We start from the raw sequence: 17,323 nt of genomic DNA on the forward strand, positions 1-17,323 counted from the left end.
CAAGTCCGATGAAATTGCCTTACTCTTTGAGCAGTCGCACATCGACGATATCGAATGCATAGTTTCCAATTTCTGGCCCGGCATTAAAGGACAACATGGTAACAATACTCGCATCCATGCCTTTAAAACGGCTTAGCGGTAAACTCACTTCGGTCCACTCAGTTGGTGCAGTAAAGGCCACATTCACCGGAATAAAACTGCCTTGCATTGTAAAGCCGACCGTATAGGTTTTACCATCACCTTTGACTTTAAATTTCAGGGTGTTGGCGGCACTCAAATCTATCGCTTGCATAGGTTGTTTGGCGGGAAAGAAGGCGACACCAGCCCAAGGGAAAGCAAAACCAGCATTAACGGTCGCGTCTATATGCAAAGCGTTTTGCGCTAATTCAGGCACCGCATAGACTTTCAATTGAACGCTAGACTTACCACCCATAGGCGCATCATTGGAAGGCACCCAGCCGAAACCAAATGGACTGCCCAGTTTTTCTGCGCTAAATAAACTAATGCGCCCATCACTTGGAAGTTGTACGGCAGCTGTTTTGTCAGATTTTTCTTTAGCGACTTGCGCAAGTTTTTCAGTGCGGAGCGGCGAGACAATTTCACCATCTTTCCAAATTTCGATAATGCGGCGTGTCGCTGAGATATCGGCACTAGGATCGCCCTCGACCAGCATCAAATCGGCTTTCAGACCTTTCGCGATGCGGCCACGATCTTTTAGTTGGAAGGCTTTTGCCGGGGCTGAGGTTGCTGCTTGCAGCGCCGCGCTAGGACTTAAACCAGCATTGACCAAGGACGCCAATTCATGATGCAAGCTGATCCCATATTGAGTGCCGGTGTTGCCAGCATCAGTACCTGCCAGCACTGGTACCTTGGCCGCATGCAAGGCGGCAGTCAAGGCATTCGGTGCGGTCATCAAGGCCTTGTTTTCCTGTTTGCCAAAAGTGGAATTTAAAGGAATTAGCTGAGTTTTGCCGAGCAAATTGGTCATGCTGGTATCACTCAACACATCTTGCGATTTGATCCCCGCCATGCTCTCCAACACGCTAAACGTTGGAATCACAAAACTGCCGTTTTTCTTAGCTAGATCAATGATTTCTTTGCTTTGCGCTGAGCTGATGGTGCTGCCTATATACAAGTGAACCAGACCATCTGCACCTGCTGCCAACGCCGCTTTCGCATCGTCGAAAGTACCGATATGTACTACGGCTAATTTTTTACGTGCATGGCTTGCCTTGATCAAGGCTTGCACGGTGTCCAAGTCGAGTGAATTGAATTTATAACCCGCACCACCGTGTTCCATCACAATCTTAATGAAATGCGAGCCTTCTGCGATGCGTTTATCGACCCACGCTTGCGCCTGTTCTGGCTTGGTCAAGGTCTCCACTTCCATGCCGTATTCTGTACCATGACCTTTTGGCGCAGTTGCTAACATACCAGCTGAAAACAAATCGGGTGCTTGAGTATTTTTTCCTTGCAGTCTGCGTTGATTCATCTCTTGCACCAGCGATACCGCGGCGAACATATCAATTTGCGTCGTCACGCCGTACAACAAGGGCAAGTCTTGATCTTGAAAAGCATGCACATGTGAGTCAATCAAACCTGGTAGCAGGCTACGACCCGCGCCATCGACAATCTTCATGCTTGGAGTGACACGCCCCTTGTAATTAGCATCGAGAATTTTGCCCTGATCAATCAAAACCTGACGCGGACTCAACATTTTTTCTCCGTCAAAGACGCGCACGTTTTTAATTAAAGTCGCGGCATCAACTTGTAGGCTGAGAGCGCAAGCAAGCGCAGCGACGCACAGACTTGGTATGCGACTGAATTTTTGTTTCGATGTGAAAGGCTGATTTAACATGAGATTCTCCTAAATGAGTGAACGACTGGTGAGTAGATGACGCCAGTGTGCACTCTCAGCCACGCTTTGATTAGAGCAAGATGACATGACTTTTAGATGACAAATGTCATGCGATCTCGACAATGCCTGTCGGATTTTGCTATCTATTTTGTGCAAGGTGATAGATTTCTTTGGCTTGCTTGTAGGGAGTCTAGCTGTTAAGGTGAGGCATATTTTTTTTGCCATATGATTAGGCAAGTGTTTTTGGTATGACACTGCCTAGTGTAGGACTCCTGCAATGGCTTTCACCCGCATTTATAAAGGAAAATAGAATGGCGCGCGTCAGTACATATTTGAATTTTCCTGGTAACACGGAACAAGCTTTTATCTTTTACCAATCCCTATTCGGCGGAGAATTTTTGTCTCCTCCACTGCGCTTTAAGGATATGCCTCCGCAAGCCGGTCAGCCGCCTATGGATGCGGCTGTGGCAAATATGATTATGCATATTGAGCTCGCTATCATAGGCGGTCATGTGATCATGGCAACCGATGCGCCAGCATCGATGGGATTCACACTCAAATACGGCAATAATATGTGTATTAATTTGGAGCTAGATACGCGAGCCGAGATGAGAGGTTTATTTCAAAAACTTAGTGAAAATGGACACGTCGAAATGCAATTGAGTGATATGTTTTGGGGCGCTTATTTTGGTATTGTGGTGGATCAGTTTGGAGTACGTTGGATGCTTAATTGTGAAAAATAAAGTTAGGTAGTAAAGATAAAGGCGTGCAACAACGGTGCGCAGCAATGGTAGCCTAATGATGAAAAATCACACTAAAAAATTAGTAATAAAAATCAAGCAGCAAGATAATTAAGATTAAAACTCATGTTGAAAAAAATGATGAACTCCGCAAAGATAGTTGCGCTCAGCGCACTAGGCCCCATCGCATTGAGTGCGGTGGCACAAAACGTAACGCTTCCGATGACTACAGACACGCATCCCTTAGTTGAAAAATTTAAACCCTGTGTCAGCCCTTTCGGCTTGACGCATGATTTACCACTCGTAGAGCCTTTTCCTAATTTGGAGGGGGCAGGCAAGTTGTATGTTTTAGGCGATATGGGCGCGGTGAGTGATGGCTATAAGCATTCATTATTTGTGAGTGGAGACGGCAAAGCGATTTATATTGTTCAGGTCGGTGGAATAGCGGGTACCTATAAAGTTTTTGGACCACTTGATCCCGCCATGGATTGTTCAAATAAAGCCCCATCTTTTTGATCTTGATTTCGAGCTTCGCCCATTTTTTTGTTTGCTTATGAATTCTTTTTCCCCTAATCACGCCTTCACCGTTCGCCGCGCACAAGTCAATGATGCCCAAGCTTTAGCAGAATTAGCACGTCAGACCTTCATTGACACCTACAGTGATTTAAATGATCCAGAAGATATTCGGCTGCATTGTGAAAAAAATTTCGGCATAGCCCAGCAAAGCGCCGAGATTGTTAATCCTGACTATGCCGTGATCCTGATTTGGCAACAACAAGAGTTGATCGCTTTTGCCCAGGTCGTCAAACGCCCTGCTCCCGACTCGGTCCAGCTGTCGGAACCAGAACACAAGGCGATTGCGCTGTTTCGTTACTACGTCAAAAAAGAATGGCATGGCAAAGGCGTAGCACAAATCTTAATGCAAGCCGCCGAACAAACCGCTCGCGAATTTGGCGCAAGCCATCTCTGGCTAGGCATGTGGGAACACAACGCCCGCGCATTGGCCTTCTATCAAAAGGTCGGCTTTCAACATGTGGGATGGGTGGACTACCACTTCGGTAGCAAAGTCGAGCGTGATTATGTGTTGTTGAAAGCGCTGTGAGCGATTGCTGAACATCCTATAAACCGAGCGCACTCAAATTAAGATGCGCATCGTGTTTTCTCCCTAGTGCCCAATCCCATAGTTCTTTGATGAGCAAGGTAATGAGGCGGGCATCTCGAAAAGTAACATTTTGAGATTTTGTGGTGTGCAATTTCTGTCGGTTGGTTTATGCCTAAGTTTTATACAGCATAAGCAATTTTAATTAAGCACCATGCGGGTTTTAACTGAGTTGAAACGAATTGCGGGATTTTTCGCTATCGAGTATCTTTTCAAAATGAAAATTAAATCAGGTTGGGCGTCATGACAGTACCATTGAAAATCATCTACGAGCTTGTTGGAACAGGGTGGTCTAAGTGCATGGTGGAAGTAGGTGAACGCCGAGCGGAATTGAGTGCGTCCTACTTGTCGGACGCACTGGGAAACCTCGTTTTGTTTGCCTGTGCCGCCGGGTCGGGATTTCACTCAGTATCGTTTGGCTTCGATGAAGAGCCCGGCGAGTACCGTTGGGTCGCTGAATCGATTGATGCAAATCTTCTGCTGGTCAGAATTCTGGAGTTCCCCGATCTATGGGGTCACAAACCAAATACAGAAGGCAAGGTACTTCTGGAGTTCCAAATCGCACCGCGACTGCTGGCGCAAGCAGTGTTCGCTACAGCTAACGAGGTACTTCAAAAATACGGGTCAAAGGGCTATGCGGAGAAGTGGGCTCTGCATTCTTTTCCTGAGCGGGAGCTTGCCATGCTGAAGACTGCGATCGACGGGTGGCAGCAATGACGTCTAACCTCTCTATAGCGGACGGCTTCGCAGTCCGCTGAGCTCGAACGTTCCTTAAAACCACCCACCAAACCTAAAACCCCAACGCACTCAAACCAAGATGCGCGTCAGCTTTTCTTCCTAGTACCGAATCAAATAACCGTTCATCTTCTCAAAAGGCGATATCGCTGCTACTAGCGCAGCGTTTCTGCATCCAATCCTCATCGCCATAGAATCGATAGGATTACCCATACCTATATCGCAAGAAACCGCCACATCGGCCTCACCTGTTTACGCTCTACTTATCGAAATGCGCTTAAAAACTTGTTCGCATTATTCCAAAAAGTGGAATAGTTAATTGGTTTTATAGGTGATTCTCTATCCTAATTAAACTGAATATAGTGCATCCATTCGCTGAGAACGTAGCGATAAACCCCTAAGTAAGTTTATAAAACTTTGCCCATTTTTGAAGGAAATGACTATGTCCCGTATCTCTATCCCTAGCCTTGAACAATCCGCCGAAGCCACTAAACCTTTGCTGGCCGCAGTGCAAAAGCAATTAGGGGTTACTCCCAATTTGATGAAACTGGTGGGGCATAGCCCAGCCTCGTTGGAAGGCTATTTGTCGCTCAACGGCGCACTGGCAAAAGGTAGCCTGAACGTGCAATTGCGTGAGCGTATTGCCTTGACCATTGCCGAGTACAACGCTTGTGATTACTGCTTGTCGGCACATGATTATTTGGGTCGCAATGTCGCCAAAATCAGTGATGCAGAAATCAATGCAGCGCGTCATGCGCATTCTGATGATCCACGCACTGACGCAGCATTAAAGTTTGCTCTGCGTGTCGCACAGTCGCACGGCCGAGTCAGCGATACTGAGTTAGCGAGCTTGCGTCAAGTCGGTTTCGATGAAGCGTCGGTGATAGAGATCGTGGCGAATGTCGCGGTGAATGTATTGACCAATTACATCAATAACGTCGCGTTGACCGATATCGATTTTCCAGAAGTAAAAGCAAAAGCCGCCTAACGAGCGTTGCCCGCATCGCATGAATTGAGATAGAAATAGCTCAGTTTCATTTCATGCGATGACAACGCCTCGTCCTGCCAGACTCCAAAGTCAACTCAATAAGGAAGCATCATGAATCTCGATAATGCGGTTGAAACACATGCACAATGGAAAACGAAACTGCGCACGGCAATCGCCAAACGCGAACAATTGGATTTGGCGACTTTGTCTAGAGACGATTGCTGCGAACTAGGGCAATGGTTATACGGCGCAGGCGAAACGCGCTACGGCAAGTTGGCGGCATATGCGGACTGTGTGCACAAACATAAAGTCTTTCACACTGAAGTAAGCAAAGTCGCCAAGGCCGTCAACGCCCACAAATTTGAAGTCGCAGACAGTATGCTCAATGCCGGCACCGCCTATGCAAAAGCCTCGGGCGAACTCAGTGTTTCATTTTTACGTTTGCGCAAAGACGCTGGCATTTAGTGCTTATCGCATGGTGGAATCATTGCTGTTGACAACAATTTTGAGATTCTGAATTTAATGAGGTCATGATTTCTCATGGCAATTATTTCCGTTGATCTTGCGTGAGCCTAAGTCAGGTTAAATAGCTGAGCTTGGCGTAGGTGATTTTGTGAAGCGCGACTTGTGAGTAGTTTGATGAGTACAATCTGTACTTTGAATTTTGTGGTGTGTACTTTTTTCGCTTTGTTTCTGTTTAGGTTCTATACAGTATAAGTAATTTTAATCAAGCATCATGCGGGTTTTGACGGGGCTGAAACAAATTGCGGAATGTTTCTCTATTTGGTATCATTTTCAAAATAAAAATTAAATCACGTTATGCCGATTAACGCTAAGCCGTTTGGCTGTTCCGAAAAGTTCGACTGGGGTGCGGACATTCATTCCGTCGTTTACGATGGTCAATTACTCATACGCGTTCTTCGAAATCGAAATCGATATGACGGGATCGAGGTCAAATTTTCTCAAGTTGATGGTTTCAGGCTATTGGACGAGATCTCGCTTGCTGAGTACTGGATTGATAATAACTTCCCTAGAGGCTTTCCTGTTCTTGAAGTACTCGATGGTGGCTGGGCTAAAGAGGAGGATCGTCGTTTGGGGTACAGCCAACATCAACGAGAGTGGATTATTGTGACTGCTGGCGCTAGTGTCAGTGTCTTTTCGAAGCATGAGCCCGTGATTATTGATGCTTCATGGGCTAAACCTGCATAACATAGCGGTTGTGCTCGCTTCCTATGGTCGTTGGACGCTGCTCCATAAGGCGGCTCAGCGTTGCACACCTCTGTGTCAAAACACCCTCCCAATTTACAACCCAACGCACTCAAATCAAGATGTGCGTAGGGTCTTTTCCATAGTAGCCAATGAAATAAGGTTCGTCTTCTCGAATGGCGAGATCATTGATGCTGGCATAGCATTTGCGCTGCAAGAATTCGACAATTTGCGCCCTGGATTGCGAATTCGATGGCGAATTAAAGCGTCACAAGTGCTCGACTAAGCTCGGCTTTGTTTGAGTCGCGCAATCTCTGCTTGCAAGGGGGCGATTATTTGCTCGATATCGCTTTCGGTATAGCGCGGCGTAATATGTTGTGGGCAATTCCAATCCCAAGCTTCGACGCTAATGATAAAGGCGCGCTCTATGCGGGCGCGATAGCTTGGCATTTTTAATTGGGCGATTAATGTTGGTGCGTCTTGTTCGTGCACGATCTTGACACGGCCCCAGATTTTGAGACGCCGTTGTTCGCGATAGTCCATCAATATCAGCGCGATTTTGTCATTGGCTTGCAGATTACCTACGCTTAAATATTGGCGATTGCCACTAAAGTCAGCGTAGGCTATGGTGTGTTGATCCAGCACTTTCAGAAAACCCTGCGGGCCGCCACGATGCTGCACATAAGGCCAGCCATCTTCATTTACCGTGGCTTGATAAAAACTATCGCGAGCCTCGATGAAATCGGCTTCGCGCTGCGTGATCTCGCTACGTGCATCATCGGCCAATTCAAAGCCTAGATTGGCTTCACGGCTAGCATAGCGGGTTTGAGCGGCTTTCACACTCGGTGTAAAACTGATCTTAGCGAAGGCGCGTGACATAATTTCTCCAAATAGCATGGCTCGTATTCTTTGCCCTAACAATGGCAACGACAGCGACGCATGCCTCAGTATTTAATCCAATATCACAAGCGAGCCTATGATGCTTTGCTAGCGCTTGTGGATATGTATGCATTGTGCCTATCTCCGATAGAAAGAAGAATCCTCAAAAATCGCAATAAACTATTGTGAAACATGGAATAATCAATCGTATGGCTCGCCCATTAAGGAGAATCTATGGATAGGTTTCATCAAATCAGCGTCTACGTCGCGGTGGCGGAAGAGGAAAGTTTTGCGGCAGGTGCACGCCGCTTAGGCATGTCGCCACCAGCAGTGACGCGCGCCGTAGCGACCTTAGAGGAGAGCTTGGGCGTCAAGCTATTAAATCGCACTACGCGCTTTGTGCGTCCAACCGATGCCGGGCAACGCTACCTCGATGATGCACGCCAAATTCTGGCGAAGGTGCAAGAGGCGGACGAAGCGGCGGCGGGAATTAATGCTGATCCGCGTGGTCATTTGACGGTCACCGCGCCGATGTTATTCGGAAAAATTTTTGTCATGCCGCACATCGTTGAATTTTTGCAGCGCTATCCGGCGGTCGATGTTTCGGCCGTGTTTTTAGATCGTGTCGTCAACATGATGGAAGAAGGTGTAGATGTCGGCGTGCGCATCGGCGCGCTGCCCGATTCCAGTATGCGTGCTTTACGCGTTGGGCAAGTGCGTCGAGTGTTATGCGCCTCCCCTGAGTATCTGGCACAACATGGCATGCCGCAAAAACCTGAAGACCTCAAACAACATCATATCGTCGCCGCCAGTGGTGTGACGCCATCGGTAGAATGGAAATTTGGTGAGCAGGAACATAGTGCCGCGATACGTATCAAACCACGCTTGACGGTGACCAGTAATGACGGCGCCATTAACGCGGTACTCAAAGGGGCGGGGATTACCCGTTTACTGTCCTATCAAGTGGCACATGAGTTGGCGCAAGGGACTTTGAAAACGGTCTTGAGCGAATACGAATCAGCCCCACTTCCTATTCATATCGTACACAGAGAAGGCCGTGATGGCTCGGTCAAAGTGCGCAGCTTTGTCGATTTTATGGCGCAGGCTTTACGTGCCGATTCTGCGTTGCGCTGAAGTATTTCGCCGAGGTAAAAACTCATACGGCGTGCGCAGACACAAGATTTTTTGCGTATCAAGATGGATATCTTTGACTTGTCTTTCACTCTCATGCGCCATGCCAGCTATCATGTAAGAGAATAATATGCATAGCGATCTACCTTATTTAGCGTGATGATGAAAAAATGCTTGGCATCGGAGCTAGCTGTTTTAGCCGCACTCCCGGTGGCAAACAAGTAGTTAACATTCAGACTAAGCATATCGCGTAGCGTGTTCGTGATCTTGCCGAAATCGGTCATGTAATTGAAGTGCTTCATGCACTTTTGTTGGGCGACGTACATTTGGTACACTGTGGCATTCAAACGCTTGATGTCTATACTCCCTACTTTCTTTCTAACTCTATGAACTTATTTATTCGACGTTTCGTTGAGTTCAGCGCCGCATGCGCAGCACTTGCGAGCAGCGCTAGCTTTGCTGCAACTTCATTGAAAGAGCATCACATAAATATTGATGGTCAGCAGCGACGCTACTATCATCTGAGCAATCCAACATCGACCCAGTTAGGTACTCCCATATTTCTAATTAGTGGATCTGGTTGCGATGATTTCGCTACGCGTTTGCCACGTTTTTTCGAACGTTACGGTGATGATGTTAATGTGTTTTATTTAGAAAAAGTCGGCGTACAGAAAAACAGTAACGGTGAAGAGTGCACTGACCAATTCAAAGCGGCTGATTTATTTGAAAAACGTCATTCGGACAATTTGAAATTTATTGAGACCGAGCCTACGCTGAAAGAAATGCCAGCCAGGTCGATTGCCGTGTTGGGGTTCTCTGAAGGTGGTGCCTTTGCGCCTTACTTAGCGAGAGATAGCAAAAAAATTGGGTGGCTCGCGACAGCCGGAAGCGGTGGATTGCCGCAAAGTGAGGAGTTTTTGATTTTTGCATCACGAGGTGTTCAACCTTATGCGAATCCTTTTTCACGTGATTATTTTTTACATATGTACGAAGAAATTAAGCGTGACAGTAAAAATATAAAGAAGGATTTTTTTGGTCATACTTATGCGTATTGGTCTGGCCGACTTTTTGCTGATCCAATGAAAGTGTATGCCACTTTAGACATTCCCATGGTCGCGGCGATGGGAGAGAAGGACGAAAGCGTACCTATAGAATCAGGTCATGTACTACGCGACTATTTCCGTCAACGCCCTGAGAAAAAATTCCAGTTTGTCGAATTTCCCGGTGCGAACCATGGTTTGGGAACCCCTGACAGTAATGGAGCGCAATTATTCGTCGCACAACTGGCAGCTTGGTTTAAAGATCACAGAACGGTTTTCAAAAACAAGTAAAGTATCTCTATTGGTAATTTGGGGTATCGCATCGATGACCTGCCGTAATTTCAATAATAAGGTAAGTAAAGTGCGGTGGTTACTAATCATTCGAACATCCTAGTTCATTTTTTCAAAGCTTGATACGCTTCCACCGCAGGTAAAAAAGCGAGTCTGCGTTGCAGGCTTTCGGCTGGCCAGAATTTTTCGCGGTCGTAGTATTCGCTTACTGCTGGCGTATTTTCGGGGAGCACTACCCAAGGCTGTTTTGATTCGGTAAAGATGTGGATATCTGGAGGAAGTAGATCGGGATTGTTTAAGGTGCCAACGCGAACGAATTTCACCACTGGTCCTGAGCCGGCATAATTACTCCAGATCGCTACACGGCAAACTGGGCAGCGCGCGATGATTTGTCCCGCTCCGCTATTCGACGGCGTATTCACCAGCTCTGGTTCTATCCCTAGATTGGTGATCCGGTCTCCTTCTATCATCGCATTCAAAGCAAACGAAGCGCCCGATTCGCGTTGACACCAACGGCAGTGACAACAATGCACAAACAAAGGTGCACTTTCCATCCGATAGCGCACGGCTTTGCAATCACACCCACCTTCGATGGGAAATGAGTGATTCATAGGACACGCTCCATGACGATGTTGGCTCTTGAATAGACAGGATGAGGGCCTTCTGATACCGTTTGAAAACCGTACTTCTTATACAGATGAATCGCGGTTTCTAGCTTGGTGTTGGAAACCAGATAAACCTTTTTGGCTTGCAGGATTTTGAGTTTATTCAGGCAGTGTTCCATCAGTTGCTTGCTATACGCTTTGCCTTGATGTTTTGGTGAAACTGCCATTCTAGCCAATTCGTAAACACCGTCACCCTCATTGAATAAAGCGCATACGCCTAGCACTTCATCATCCGACATCAGAAAAAATAAGTAGCCACCGTTATCGACGACTTGATACGGATTTGCCGCTAATTTTCTATCTGTTTCTTCGATTGTGAAATAGTGGCTGATCCATTCTTCGTTGAGGCGAATGAAATCTGCTAAGTGCTCTCTTGAATTTTCGATGATGTGGGTCATGATTTATCGGTGGTAGTTATAAGCGGGAAAGCTGCCAGCTTAATTTATAAAATACTGCGGTGTTTAATGCCATTGAGATTTTTCACACATACAAAATCCACTGCGCCAAAATCGCTTTTAATGCCGATTCTTTGCTAAGGAAATCATCTGTATCGGCTAACACGACACTCGCCCGATTTGCCGCCAACCATTTGAGTAAGTGCTGAGGATCAGCAATCCGCACACCGCCTTCGGGTAAAGTTTTGATCTTGGCACCTAGGTGCAGGATGATGCCCAAGCCTTGCTTCTCGCGCAGATTGACGGTGGCAAAATACTCGTGGGTACGGAAGCTGGGTGCATTCCATTTGATACCTTCAGCGACCTCGTCGGATAAAGACAAAAACAGTGGACGCAGGGATTGGATCACCTCATGGTGCGGATGCTGCAAGCCCTGCATAAACGCATCGACGGCAGCGCTAGTGTCGTGGGCACTGTTGTGTTTTGTTTGAGGCTTGGGCATAGATTAAAAATAATCCTTATTCAATTTTTACTTTTAACTCAGTTTTTCCGACTGCCAGATTACCAGAAAAATCTTTAGCGGTAATGCGTATTAAGTAATCGCCAGCAGCCAAATCTTTGATGTTCCAAAAATTGATGATGGCGTGTCCATCGTGGATTTCGTTGGTGAGGTTGTACAGAAATTTGGTGGTGGCACTGCCATGCACGGTGATGCCACTATTTTCGGCGTAGGCGACTTTGACGGCTTCTTCATCAGCGGGCAGAAGATTAAAACGTATCGTCATTTTGGGTTTTTCAAAGCCGGCTAAAGGCGTGCCATCGGCTTGCAGGATTTGGTAGCCCAGTTCGTACAGACCCAAACGACGGCGCGCCATATTGCCATCTGCTTGATCGTAGGCATCGACGATGATGCTGACCTGCTCTAATGATCTGGACAAGCGAACGACGTTCGATGGCGGTACGACGGGTTCAGGTGCAGGCTTTTTGCTTTTGCTATTTTTTGCCATTTGGCGTGATACTGCAACGGGTGCTTTGCTGAGTATTTTTCCATCTTTATCGGCGATATCGATACGTGTGATTTGTGGTGCGACACTATCTTGAAAACCGATGAAATTCATACTGAGTGGATTGACGACATCCCCTTGTGGCGCATAGTTTAAATGCACGTGATACATACTGTTAACCGTACCCACGGTTTCGCCCACATGGAAGCGCGTGCCACGGCGCACCCTTACTTGCTGTAATTTGCCTTGAGCGTCTTTGATGAATTGGAATTTCTGAGTATCTAAGGGGACTTCTTTTATAGTGCGTCCGACTTTCATGTGGATATACGATAGTTTATTCACACGCATACCTTCATTGATGGTGGTGGCACCCCAAGCTGGGATCGGTGTGCTGACTTTCTCTTCTTTAATCACTACAACCGCATCGCCCATAGCGGCTTGCATATCCACACCACGATGAAAATGGTCGCGGCTTTCACCATCATAATTACCCCGGACTTCACCGATAGTGCCAACCACCTCGTGCGGCTTATCTTGCGGTAACAAAGGCCAAAGCGAAGGCTGCAAAATTGGTGCGACTGCTTCGACCAATCTGACTGGCCTTGGTGTTGCTGCTTCCGTATCCGGTACGCCTTTGTGCTTGATCTGGTGCAGAACATTTTGAGCGTTGTCGCTAACGATCAAATTACCTTGCGTATTCACCACGAGAGCCACCGGATTACTCATCCGTGGGCTGGTATCGTCACCCGGAATGATGTCGATATCCACACCCGTCAAGCCACGGTTTCTGCCATCCGGCGCGATGTGTAAAATTCTGCCATGCGATAGCTCGCTCACATACAGGTGATCGTCGTGAGTGATGGCCAGACCAACAGGGCGACGCAATAGCGCAGTAAAATCTTTAGGATCACTGGCGATTAAGGTGCTGACTTGGCCATCGACGCTAATTTTTCGGACGGCGTTATTACGCGTATCGGCTACAAAGATTTCACCTAGGCTATTTACTACTAGACTACTTGGGGTATCAAATAACGCTGTACTACCAGCACCATCGAGCATGCCGGGTTGATCGCCACCAGCGATAGTATGCACTTGACCGTCCGGCAAAATCACACGGATTTTATCGTTGTAGGTGTCGGCCACATAGACTTTGCCCTTGGTATCGACGGCGACACCGATAGGGCCATTAAATTGCGCCTGCGCCGCTGCGCCATCGCGAAATCCCGCTTGCCCATTGCCCGCTAGGGTTGAGACTTTGCCATTCGGTTCAATTTTGCGGATCACATGGTTGCCTGTGTCGGCGACGTAAATATTGCCTTTTTTGTCCATGGCTAAACCGGATGGGGTATTGAATTTGGCCGCGCTTAGTTTGCCATCTTTTAGTTCATTATCTAGAAATCCTTCATCACTTCCAGCAAGTACGGTGGCGATGCCAGCCTTATTGATTTTTAAAATACGATTGTGTTCGCCCGCATCAGCCAGATATAGATTGCCTTGTCGATCTATAACCATGCCAAACGGATCGCTGAATTTGGCTTCGGGCAAGGTCGTCGTGTTCGATGTCGCGGTGTTCGATGTCGTTGTATTGCCAGACGCTTCAAAATACGCACTATCGGTGAAGAGTGAGACTTCGGCTTCCCAATCAAAACTGGTCGCTATAGGTTTCTTCTTCAATAATGGCAGCGATGAAATAGATGGGCGGCTTGCCTCTGGTTGCATCCACCAGTACGCCGAGAAAGACAGGCCAGAAATGATTAAAACGGAGGACAGAATCAGTACGGAGCGACGTTGCATGTGAGACCAAAAAAGCAGGAGAAAGGACGGGCAGCATAGCAATATCAGCAGAAACTGCAAGCGCTATTTATGCTTCTGCGGCATCTTGCTTATGCAGGATTCGTCATGATTTTGCGGCAATTGGCGTGATTCTCTTTTCCGTGATAGCGAAGTGAATCATTTTCTTAGGTATAGATATATTTAGTCGAAACTTCTTGGCATAATCTTAGTCTATCTGTGCTTGCAGGCTCACTTCGTATTCGCTTTGCCGCTTGATCCACTGATTCAACTTCGATAATTTGAGAGACACTATGACAATAACAAAGAAATTTACGCCTCGTCTGCCGCGTACCACCATGTTGGCGGCCGCCGTCAGCGCAACTTTGATAGGCGGATTTGCCAGCCTTGCAACCGCGCAAGCACCTCAGTCTACTGGTTCACAGGCCACTAAAACGACGCCGGTTTTTTATAACGGGCAAGCGCAAATCGTGCCGGGCTTTCAAGATAAAACGAAGTGGATTAAGCAAGAATTGTGGGTAGAAACCGAATTTGACAGTGACGGTGACGGCAAAAAAGATCGTGTTCATGTGGATGTCACGCGTCCTATGCAAACCGACACCGAAGATTTAAAAGTAGCGGTGGTATATGAATCTTCGCCCTACTTTGCGGGAACCATGAAGAATCAAAAAATGTGGGACGTGAAGCACGAATTAGGCGAAGCACCACCACCTCGTCCGGTGAATGAGCAAGCGAAATTCATCCCAGTGCGTCCCGAAATCTCGCGCACCGAAATTGATACTTGGCTGCCACGCGGTTTTGCGGTTGTGCATTCAGAAGCACCCGGCACAGGTCTTTCTCAAGGCTGTCCAACAGTCGGTGGCGCACCTGAAGAATTAGCGCCCAAAGCCGTGATTGATTGGTTGAACGGTCGTGCTAAAGGCTATACCAGCATAGACGGTACCGAAGAAGTTAAAGCAAGCTGGGCGACTGGTAAAGTCGGCATGACAGGAACCTCATACAACGGCACCATTCCATTGGCGGCGGCCACCACGGGCGTGGCAGGTTTAGAAGCGATTATCCCAATTGCGCCCAACACGTCTTATTACCATTACTACCGCAGTAACGGCTTGGTGCGTCATCCGGGCGGTTATCTGGGTGAGGATGTCGATCAACTCTTTGATTTCATCTACAGTGGCGCACCTGAAAAACGGGCTTATTGCAATGCCACCATACGCGATGGTTTATATCCCGCAAAATTCGATCGTAAACATGGCGACTACAATGATTTTTGGGCAGATCGCGATTTGCTCACCAAGATCAAAGGCGTGAAAGCTGCGACTTTGCTCGCGCACGGCCAGCATGATTGGAATGTGATGCCAGAGCACTCCATTCGCATCTATGAAGCGCTGAAGAAAAATGGCGTACCGACGCAATTGTTTTTACATCACGGTGGCCACGGCGGACCTCCACCTTTAGAGATGCGTAATCGTTGGTTCTCGCATTATCTGTACGGTATCGACAATGGCGTAGAAAAAGATGCGCGCGCCATGATCATGCGTGAAAACGCAGAACGCGGTGCCGCACCAACGCCGTATTTGGATTTTCCTAATCCTGAAGCGAGTGATGTCAAATGGTCCCTCGGCGCTGGTGGTAACAAGGCGGGTAGTTTGAGTTTTGATGCGAGTAGTAAAACCAAAGCCGCAGTAGAAAAAATTGTCGACGATGTGCAGTACAAAGGCGGTGTACTCGCCAGCGCTGCTGAATCACCTCATCGTTTAATCTATGCGACGTCCGAGTTGAGCGATGCCCTCCATTTATCCGGTACGCCAGTGATTAAAATCCGCGTAGCAGCGAATAAACCTGCTGCCAATTTATCGGTATGGTTGGTGACTTTACCTTTTGATGAAAAAGCAGTCGGCTCTGCGGGACAGCTCGGTGTAGTGAGCCGTGCATGGGCTGATCCACAAAACTATCGCTCTTTGACCAAACCCGGTAATTACGATTCCAAAGTCGCGGGCACGCCTTTAGTGCCGGGCAAATTCGTTGATCTGACCTTCGATTTGCAGCCTATCGATAGAGTCATCCCAGCCGGCAAACGTCTCGCACTGATGATCATGTCTAGCGATCACGATTTCACGCTATGGCCTAAAGCTGGCACGGAGTTGAGTGTCGATCTGGCGCAGACATCTTTGGTATTGCCAGTCGTGGGTGGTGCGGATGCGGTGAAGAAGAGTGTGAAAAATTAGGGCATGATTAAAATGTGGCTGTTAGTTTGAGAATCGTTATTCTTAAGCTAAGCGCAAAAGTGTTGAACAGTCTTATAGCCATTAATTTGTAGGGCGAGTGCAAGTTGCACCGCCCTGCTATCGAATACCTGAGCAATGCGGGTCACCTCCATAAGCGCTAATTAATCTTTTTTGCCGCCATAGCGTATCGAGTCCGTCACGACGATAATCAAATTGTCGCCCATGGATTGGCTGAAGTCTCGCTAAGCTGGCCAGTGTTATGTTCTAGTAATATTTGCTAGTACTAAGTGATTAGCTCACATAAATAGTTACTTCCCTAATCGTATTCAATGACCTAAATCAAGTTAAACAGACATCTATCTAGGATAGTTTTTACCCATCGCTATATATGAGTGTATATTACGGTTTTTGAATAATGGCGTGGAGAGCGTAAATGTTAATTCGAGTCATAAAGGCAGTAATTGCTGGTTATATGCTGACAATGGCAGTGGATGTGGCTTATGCCAGTGATTTGACGGTATCGGCGGCGGCTAGTTTGACGAATGCATTTAAGGAAATTACCCTCAATTATCAAAGCCAATATCCCGACGTTAAAGTTGCATTGAATTTTGGTGCCTCGGGTGCTTTGTTGCAGCAAATCGCTAAGGGGGCGCCGGTGGATGTGTTCGCTTCTGCCGATCAAGAAACGATGGATGCGGCGGAGAAGCAAGGCCTGGTCTCTGCTAGCGAACGTCGTAATTTTGTTAAAAATAGTTTGGTTCTGGTGGTGCCAAATGAAGCTAAGCACAGCAAAATTGTTTTGAAGCGCTTACAGGATTTGAATCAAGCTGAGATTAAACGGATCGCCATCGGTAATCCCGCCAGCGTGCCTGTGGGGCGTTATACCGTACACGCTTTGACGCAGAATAAATTATGGCCCGCCTTGGAAAGTAAAGCCATCAACACCCAGAATGTGCGTCAATCTTTGGATTACGTGGCGCGTGGTGAAGTGGATGCGGGCTTTGTGTACGCGACCGATGCCGCGATTATGAGCGATAAGGTGAGCATCGCTTTTGAAGTGCCATTAGATGTCGCGATTACTTATCCAATCGCGCCGATCAAAGAAAGTAAAAACATGGAAGAGGCTAGACGCTTCATCCGCTTTCTGTCTAGCCCACAAAGTCTAGCCATTTTGCGCAAATATGGTTTCCAGCAGCCTTGATTAGGATAGTCG

Annotated in this window: 17 protein-coding genes; 11 read left to right on the plus strand and 6 right to left on the minus strand. The window is 47.3% G+C overall.

Annotation, left to right across the window (positions count from 1 at the left end):
- Positions 1-19: 19 nt before the first annotated feature.
- Positions 20-1,858 carry a CIA30 family protein gene (locus ACFFJH_RS12475; RefSeq protein WP_390213099.1) on the minus strand — a complete coding sequence of 613 codons (1,839 nt, stop codon included), beginning with the start codon at positions 1,856-1,858 and terminating at the stop codon, positions 20-22.
- A gap of 311 nt (positions 1,859-2,169) precedes the next feature.
- Here ACFFJH_RS12475 and ACFFJH_RS12480 point away from each other — a divergent pair, with 311 nt between their 5' ends.
- The 7 genes from ACFFJH_RS12480 (at position 2,170) to ACFFJH_RS12510 (ending at position 6,689) form a co-directional block, all read left to right on the plus strand.
- Positions 2,170-2,601 (plus strand): VOC family protein, encoded by a 432-nt coding sequence (locus tag ACFFJH_RS12480; RefSeq protein ID WP_390213100.1) that lies wholly within the window; start codon positions 2,170-2,172, stop codon positions 2,599-2,601.
- 135 nt (positions 2,602-2,736) lie between these two features.
- The gene (locus tag ACFFJH_RS12485; protein ID WP_390213103.1) at positions 2,737-3,114 is read left to right on the plus strand and encodes a hypothetical protein; all 378 of its coding nucleotides are present in this window, start codon (positions 2,737-2,739) and stop codon (positions 3,112-3,114) included.
- 37 nt (positions 3,115-3,151) lie between these two features.
- Entirely contained in the window at positions 3,152-3,700 is a 549-nt protein-coding gene (locus ACFFJH_RS12490; protein WP_390213105.1) for a GNAT family N-acetyltransferase, read from the plus strand.
- Between the two features lie 300 nt (positions 3,701-4,000).
- Positions 4,001-4,474, plus strand: coding sequence for a hypothetical protein (locus ACFFJH_RS12495; protein WP_390213107.1), 474 nt, complete (start codon positions 4,001-4,003; stop codon positions 4,472-4,474).
- Positions 4,475-4,934: 460 nt separating this feature from the next.
- Positions 4,935-5,480 (plus strand): carboxymuconolactone decarboxylase family protein, encoded by a 546-nt coding sequence (locus ACFFJH_RS12500; RefSeq protein WP_390213110.1) that lies wholly within the window; start codon positions 4,935-4,937, stop codon positions 5,478-5,480.
- 111 nt (positions 5,481-5,591) lie between these two features.
- Complete coding sequence (locus ACFFJH_RS12505; protein ID WP_390213112.1) at positions 5,592-5,945, plus strand: CZB domain-containing protein; 354 nt, start codon at positions 5,592-5,594, stop codon at positions 5,943-5,945.
- A 354-nt stretch (positions 5,946-6,299) separates the two neighbouring features.
- Entirely contained in the window at positions 6,300-6,689 is a 390-nt protein-coding gene (locus ACFFJH_RS12510; protein WP_390213114.1) for a hypothetical protein, read from the plus strand.
- Between the two features lie 279 nt (positions 6,690-6,968).
- Here ACFFJH_RS12510 and ACFFJH_RS12515 read toward each other — a convergent pair whose 3' ends face one another.
- Positions 6,969-7,565, minus strand: a complete 597-nt coding sequence (locus tag ACFFJH_RS12515) for a pyridoxamine 5'-phosphate oxidase family protein (RefSeq protein ID WP_390213116.1) — start codon at positions 7,563-7,565, stop codon at positions 6,969-6,971.
- Positions 7,566-7,799: 234 nt separating this feature from the next.
- Between ACFFJH_RS12515 and ACFFJH_RS12520 the strand changes: the two genes are divergently transcribed.
- Together ACFFJH_RS12520 and ACFFJH_RS12525 are read left to right on the plus strand one after the other, a co-directional pair.
- The gene (locus ACFFJH_RS12520) at positions 7,800-8,699 is read left to right on the plus strand and encodes a LysR family transcriptional regulator (protein ID WP_390213117.1); all 900 of its coding nucleotides are present in this window, start codon (positions 7,800-7,802) and stop codon (positions 8,697-8,699) included.
- 383 nt (positions 8,700-9,082) lie between these two features.
- On the plus strand, positions 9,083-10,027 hold the full coding sequence (locus ACFFJH_RS12525; RefSeq protein ID WP_390213118.1) for an alpha/beta hydrolase family protein: 945 nt from the start codon (positions 9,083-9,085) through the stop codon (positions 10,025-10,027).
- A gap of 104 nt (positions 10,028-10,131) precedes the next feature.
- Here ACFFJH_RS12525 and ACFFJH_RS12530 read toward each other — a convergent pair whose 3' ends face one another.
- The 4 genes from ACFFJH_RS12530 to ACFFJH_RS12545 all read right to left on the minus strand — a co-directional run bounded on the left by ACFFJH_RS12530 (position 10,132) and on the right by ACFFJH_RS12545 (position 13,885).
- The gene (locus tag ACFFJH_RS12530) at positions 10,132-10,638 is read right to left on the minus strand and encodes a GFA family protein (protein ID WP_390213119.1); all 507 of its coding nucleotides are present in this window, start codon (positions 10,636-10,638) and stop codon (positions 10,132-10,134) included.
- The gene (locus tag ACFFJH_RS12535; RefSeq protein WP_390213121.1) at positions 10,635-11,090 is read right to left on the minus strand and encodes a GNAT family N-acetyltransferase; all 456 of its coding nucleotides are present in this window, start codon (positions 11,088-11,090) and stop codon (positions 10,635-10,637) included. Before ACFFJH_RS12535 ends, ACFFJH_RS12530 begins: the two co-directional genes overlap by 4 nt.
- Before the next feature lie 82 nt (positions 11,091-11,172).
- Complete coding sequence (locus ACFFJH_RS12540) at positions 11,173-11,589, minus strand: DUF1801 domain-containing protein (protein WP_390213123.1); 417 nt, start codon at positions 11,587-11,589, stop codon at positions 11,173-11,175.
- Positions 11,590-11,605: 16 nt separating this feature from the next.
- Entirely contained in the window at positions 11,606-13,885 is a 2,280-nt protein-coding gene (locus ACFFJH_RS12545; protein WP_390213124.1) for an NHL repeat-containing protein, read from the minus strand.
- Positions 13,886-14,175: 290 nt separating this feature from the next.
- On the opposite strand from ACFFJH_RS12545, the gene ACFFJH_RS12550 reads away from it, so the two are divergent.
- Entirely contained in the window at positions 14,176-16,110 is a 1,935-nt protein-coding gene (locus ACFFJH_RS12550; protein WP_390213126.1) for a Xaa-Pro dipeptidyl-peptidase, read from the plus strand.
- 433 nt (positions 16,111-16,543) lie between these two features.
- On the plus strand, positions 16,544-17,311 hold the full coding sequence (gene modA / locus ACFFJH_RS12555; protein WP_390213128.1) for a molybdate ABC transporter substrate-binding protein: 768 nt from the start codon (positions 16,544-16,546) through the stop codon (positions 17,309-17,311).
- Positions 17,312-17,323: the final 12 nt, after the last annotated feature.

The organism is Affinundibacterium danionis (assembly GCF_042432465.1).
Taxonomy (GTDB): Bacteria; Pseudomonadota; Gammaproteobacteria; order Burkholderiales; family Burkholderiaceae_D; genus Undibacterium; species Undibacterium danionis.